Raw genomic sequence first — 4,582 nt, 5'->3', positions numbered from 1 at the left:
CTTGGGAAACGCTATAGCGGTTTTCACTTCATGACTTGCATTACTTCTTCCTTCTCTCCTAGATAATATGAGCCTTCTTCCTTTAAACCAAAATCTCTGTACTCTAAAAAACATGAAAATTGCTATATACCAGTTAAAAAAAAGAATGTTACGAATAGTAAGGAGGATAAAAATAATTTACAGGATACGTCTCTTTGACGAAAAAGATAGATTATTAACTAAGAAATAGCATCGAAGCTATTCCCATACGACTCCTGACTCCTGACTCCTAAAAATTACCCTAGCTATTTGTAGTAAACATTTATCAAATTGGTATTAAAAGTATTTTTTTCCTACACCCCACACTCTCGAACCAAACGATATATAGCAAATTTTTTGAGATTTGGTATAACGACCCTAAACCTCTAGCTTTTTTCACCCCCCCCTAGAGAAAATCTTGGATTAGAAGCTATAATTAAGTGATAATATTTACCAAAAAAAGAGGGAATGCGCCTCCCCTTTTAAGGGAATGAAAAGATAACAGTTCATTATTTTCAGCTTCTGGGTAAGCGCCAGAGTTACTGATAACTGATAACTGAAATGACCCTCAAAATTTCTATACCCATAAATAAAATGCTTACTAAAGACAAACAAAAAACGAAACGTAATTGGAAACAAATTGCCAAACAATTTGAAGCAGTTGTAGGAAAAAAAGGTGTAGTTCAACGCAAAGAAGAATTATTAGTATATGAATGTGATGGTCTAGCTAGTTATCGTCAAAGACCTGCATTAGTAATATTACCCCGCACCACTGAACAAGTCTCAAAAGCAGTAAAAATATGTCATAACCTCAATATTCCTTGGCTTCCTAGAGGTGCAGGAACAGGTCTTTCTGGAGGAGCATTACCAATAGAAGACTGTGTTTTAATCGTCACTTCATTAATGCAAAAAATCCTGAAAATAGACTTAAAAAATCAACAAGTTGTTGTACAACCAGGCATTATTAATAACTGGGTGACACAAGCAATTAGTGGCGCTGGTTTCTATTACGCTCCCGACCCTTCCAGTCAAATTATTTGTTCAATTGGTGGGAATATTGCTGAAAATTCTGGAGGCGTCCATTGTCTCAAATATGGAGTAACAACTAACCATGTTTTAGGATTAAAAATAGTTACTCCTGATGGTTCAATAGTTGATATTGGTGGGAAAATTCCTGAGATGCCTGGTTATGATTTAACAGGTTTATTTGTAGGTTCTGAAGGTACTCTGGGAATAGCCACAGAAATTACTTTGAGAGTTATTAAATCTGCTGAATCAGTATGTGTACTTTTAGCAGGATTTCCTAATATAGAAAATACTGGAAAAACTGTATCTGATATTATCAGTTCGGGCATAATTCCTGCTGGGATGGAAATCATGGATAATTTGAGTATTAATGCTGTAGAAGATGTTATTAATACGGGTTTATATCCCCGCAATGCTGATGGAATTTTGTTAGTAGAAATAGATGGTTTACAAGTGGAAGTTGATAGGAATAAAAAATTAATTCAAGAAATATGTAAAACTAATGGAGCAATAGAAATTACTACTGCTAGTGAACCAGAAAAGCAGATGAAGTTATGGAAAGGACGAAAAGCTGCTTTTGCTGCTGCTGGTAACTTAGGGAAAAATTATTTTGTTCAGGATGGGGTAATCCCTCGGACAAAAATGGCTTATGTTTTGCAAGCAATAGAGGAAATTAGTCATAAATATGGTTATAAAATTGCCAATGTTTTTCATGCTGGAGATGGGAATCTTCATCCTTTAATTATTTACGATGATTCTGTTGAAGGTGCTTTTGAAACTGTAGAAGAAATAGGAGGAGAAATTCTGAAAATTTGTGTGGAGGTTGGTGGTAGTTTGTCTGGAGAACATGGCATCGGTTCAGATAAGAAATGTTATATGTCTTTGATGTTTAGTGAGACAGATTTAGAAACTATGCAATGGGTAAGAAGTGTATTTAATTCTAAGGGTTTAGCTAATCCTGAAAAGATATTTCCTACACCTCGAACTTGCGGGGAATCTGCTAATATTCAGAAGGTTAAGCAGTTTGAAGGAGCGGAAGTTTTTTAAACTTTAGTTTGGTTTAATTTTAAAGATTATCTAGTTACTAATTCAGAAAAACTATAGATAAATATTTAGAAGCTTTAAAGCGTTATTTTCAGCGAGCAAAAATTAGCTTGATTTTTTAGACGAAGGAGTAGTTTCTGGCAATCAATTTTCGGCGTTGTATTATCAAGGGATGATTTTGATATCTGCCCAAAAATTTACATTATCAAGGGATAGTTTTAGCTGATGCTAATTTAATTATCATCTCCCAACTATGTAACGCCGAAAAATCAACTAATATAATGTTTAGATAATCAGTTATCAAAAACTTTCTCCCTTCTAAACTTAACTCCTTCCCTTCTAACTTCAGTATAAGTTCCCTCTCCTTTCCTCCTTATAAAGTACAACTATTCAACCGCAGATTATATTAGTGACTGATACTAGATTCATAAGAAGTTGCAGAAAATCAAATTTTAATCAGAGTTCACTGTAGATAAAAACAGAAATACTCCAACAATTAATAATTAATAATTACCTTTCCTTGAAAAGAAGAAAGCTTTCATTAATGGATAATGAATAATGGATAATTGATAATTAAGTTCTGACTCCTCCCGAATTATTTATAACTGTTCATCTGGACATAATATTAATCATCAAATGATTTGGTCTCAGATTCAATTTAGCAGACTTAAAAAAGTAGATTGCAACCCTATTTTGTAGTAAATACATGACTAATTGAATACTAACTATTGGGGTCAAACCATCTGAAATTTCTGATTTATCCTTTCTTCTGACGACGCAAACCAGCCATTGCTAAACCTACAACACCAACAGAAAATAGTGACATGGAAACTGGCTCTGGTGTTGTTGCTAATTCACCTGTCAATTCTTCTCCCATAATCACATCGCCTAGTTTAAGTTGAAATGCTAGTTCTGAACGGTGGGGAGCTGGGTTATCTTTATCTTTAAGGTCTCTAGGATCTCCAGTCCAAGTCATAGTTGTTGTGCCCGTTAATGTGAAACTCTCCTCTAGATCCGTTAACCATAGATATTGGGAGCTATTCCAATAATCACATCTTTCAGAGCAGGCAAAACTAGAATTTTCCGCGATCGCCTGACCATTTAGCATTAGATTATCTACCACAACACTATTATTTTGTTTACGAGCTGTTGTGCGGATAAATAGATCGTTAAAAGTATCTGTAATACCGTATTTTAAAGTTTGTCCACCAATTTCGTAAGTTAGTACATCTTTGAATAATGTTAGAGTAAAATATNCGTTAATGTGAAACTCTCCTCTAGATCCGTTAACCATAGATATGGGAGCTATTCCAATAATCACATCTTTCAGAGCAGGCAAAACTAGAATTTTCCGCGATCGCCTGACCATTTAGCATTAGATTATCTACCACAACACTATTATTTTGTTTACGAGCTGTTGTGCGGATAAATAGATCGTTAAAAGTATCTGTAATACCGTATTTTAAAGTTTGTCCACCAATTTCGTAAGTTAGTACATCTTTGAATAATGTTAGAGTAAAATATTCTGCTTTTCCACTCACCCAATCAAAACGACGGTACTCAACAGGAACTGTTTGACCATCGCCATTCTCATTATCGTAATGGATATTAAATTCATGTTCTGCTGTTCCTGATAAATCTCCAATTCGCCCCTCAGCAGCAACATCTATATGTTGCATCTAAATTGCTCAAAAGCTTCTTCTCCATTAATAACACCTCCTAGAGTAAAAGCTTTTGCTGAAACTGGCGCTCCTAAAAATCCAATCACTAATCCTGCTAATGGTAAAAATGATTTGTATTTATTCATATTTATCTGCTCCTAAAAGGTGTTCTTTTCTACCAATTAAATCTAACCTACCAAGAACTTAATTTGCAAGTAAAATAGTCAAACTTTACCGAATATTTAAATCTCTCAAAATGTTCAGTATGACTACATAAAAAAAATCATATAAATTGTAGAAATATCCGTAAATATCAGTAGATTATCATTACTACAGAACACTATTAATTAATAATAAATGATTTTAAATGCTCAAACCTTAGAGGCAATGATGCCTGATGCTACTCAGTTAGAAAGTGATGAACCTGAAATGGAAAGTTCCTTACATTATTTTCAGTTGTTATTATTAGTTAGTTGCCTAGAATAGTACTGGCGTGATGTCTCCAATTTCTTTATCAGAGCTAACCTAACTATCTATTTCAGTCGCCAATAATTGAAAAATAGATGATTTCGCAGAATAGATTTTTTTCTAGTTAAGACTACTGAAAAAAAAACACGCAGCTCTTGGATAGATAAGGCATAAAACTATAACGTCTGAGTTTTTAGATTTTAGATAAACTTAGGCATGAGGCGATTTACTCTATTAAAATAGATAAGGCATAAAACTATAACGTTTGAGTTTTTGGATTTTAGAGAAACTTAGGCATGAGGCGATTTACTCTATTAGAATAGATAAGGCATAAAACTATAACGTTTGAGTTTTTGGATTTTAGA

The 4,582-nt window shown here is 33.7% G+C and carries 4 protein-coding genes and 1 pseudogene; 2 read left to right on the top strand and 3 right to left on the bottom strand.

The window, feature by feature from the left end; genetic code table 11:
• Positions 1 to 612: 612 nt before the first annotated feature.
• The gene (gene glcD / locus AFK68_RS09420) at positions 613 to 2,091 is read left to right on the top strand and encodes a glycolate oxidase subunit GlcD (protein WP_094672491.1); all 1,479 of its coding nucleotides are present in this window, start codon (positions 613 to 615) and stop codon (positions 2,089 to 2,091) included.
• A gap of 754 nt (positions 2,092 to 2,845) precedes the next feature.
• On the opposite strand, the pseudogene AFK68_RS44675 reads toward glcD, so the two are convergent.
• From AFK68_RS44675 to AFK68_RS36510, 3 genes and pseudogenes are all read right to left on the bottom strand, one after another.
• A pseudogene (locus tag AFK68_RS44675) lies at positions 2,846 to 3,344 on the bottom strand (choice-of-anchor W domain-containing protein); the annotation flags it as partial.
• 30 nt (positions 3,345 to 3,374) lie between these two features.
• Complete coding sequence (locus tag AFK68_RS09410; RefSeq protein ID WP_094672489.1) at positions 3,375 to 3,767, bottom strand: choice-of-anchor W domain-containing protein; 393 nt, start codon at positions 3,765 to 3,767, stop codon at positions 3,375 to 3,377.
• Positions 3,755 to 3,895: a hypothetical protein gene (locus AFK68_RS36510; protein ID WP_168186385.1), complete on the bottom strand. Its 141-nt coding sequence runs from the start codon at positions 3,893 to 3,895 to the stop codon at positions 3,755 to 3,757. The genes AFK68_RS09410 and AFK68_RS36510 overlap by 13 nt, the downstream gene beginning before the upstream one ends.
• A gap of 211 nt (positions 3,896 to 4,106) precedes the next feature.
• Between AFK68_RS36510 and AFK68_RS43380 the strand changes: the two genes are divergently transcribed.
• The gene (locus AFK68_RS43380; RefSeq protein WP_256386523.1) at positions 4,107 to 4,235 is read left to right on the top strand and encodes a hypothetical protein; all 129 of its coding nucleotides are present in this window, start codon (positions 4,107 to 4,109) and stop codon (positions 4,233 to 4,235) included.
• Positions 4,236 to 4,582 lie beyond the last annotated feature (347 nt).

It is taken from the genome of Hydrocoleum sp. CS-953 (assembly GCF_002260545.1).
Taxonomy (GTDB): Bacteria; Cyanobacteriota; Cyanobacteriia; order Cyanobacteriales; family Microcoleaceae; genus Trichodesmium.
The sequence above is the reverse complement of the archived record's forward strand: the minus strand, read 5'-3'. Positions and strand labels throughout refer to the sequence as shown.

What these genes read in the sequence shown, in the direction of transcription:
- glcD (WP_094672491.1), top strand. Translation starts at nt 613, where the DNA reads ATGCTTACTAAAGACAAACAAAAAACGAAACGTAATTGGAAACAAATT.
- AFK68_RS09410 (WP_094672489.1), bottom strand. Translation starts at nt 3,767, where the DNA reads ATGCAACATATAGATGTTGCTGCTGAGGGGCGAATTGGAGATTTATCA.
- AFK68_RS36510 (WP_168186385.1), bottom strand. Translation starts at nt 3,895, where the DNA reads ATGAATAAATACAAATCATTTTTACCATTAGCAGGATTAGTGATTGGA.
- AFK68_RS43380 (WP_256386523.1), top strand. Translation starts at nt 4,107, where the DNA reads ATGATTTTAAATGCTCAAACCTTAGAGGCAATGATGCCTGATGCTACT.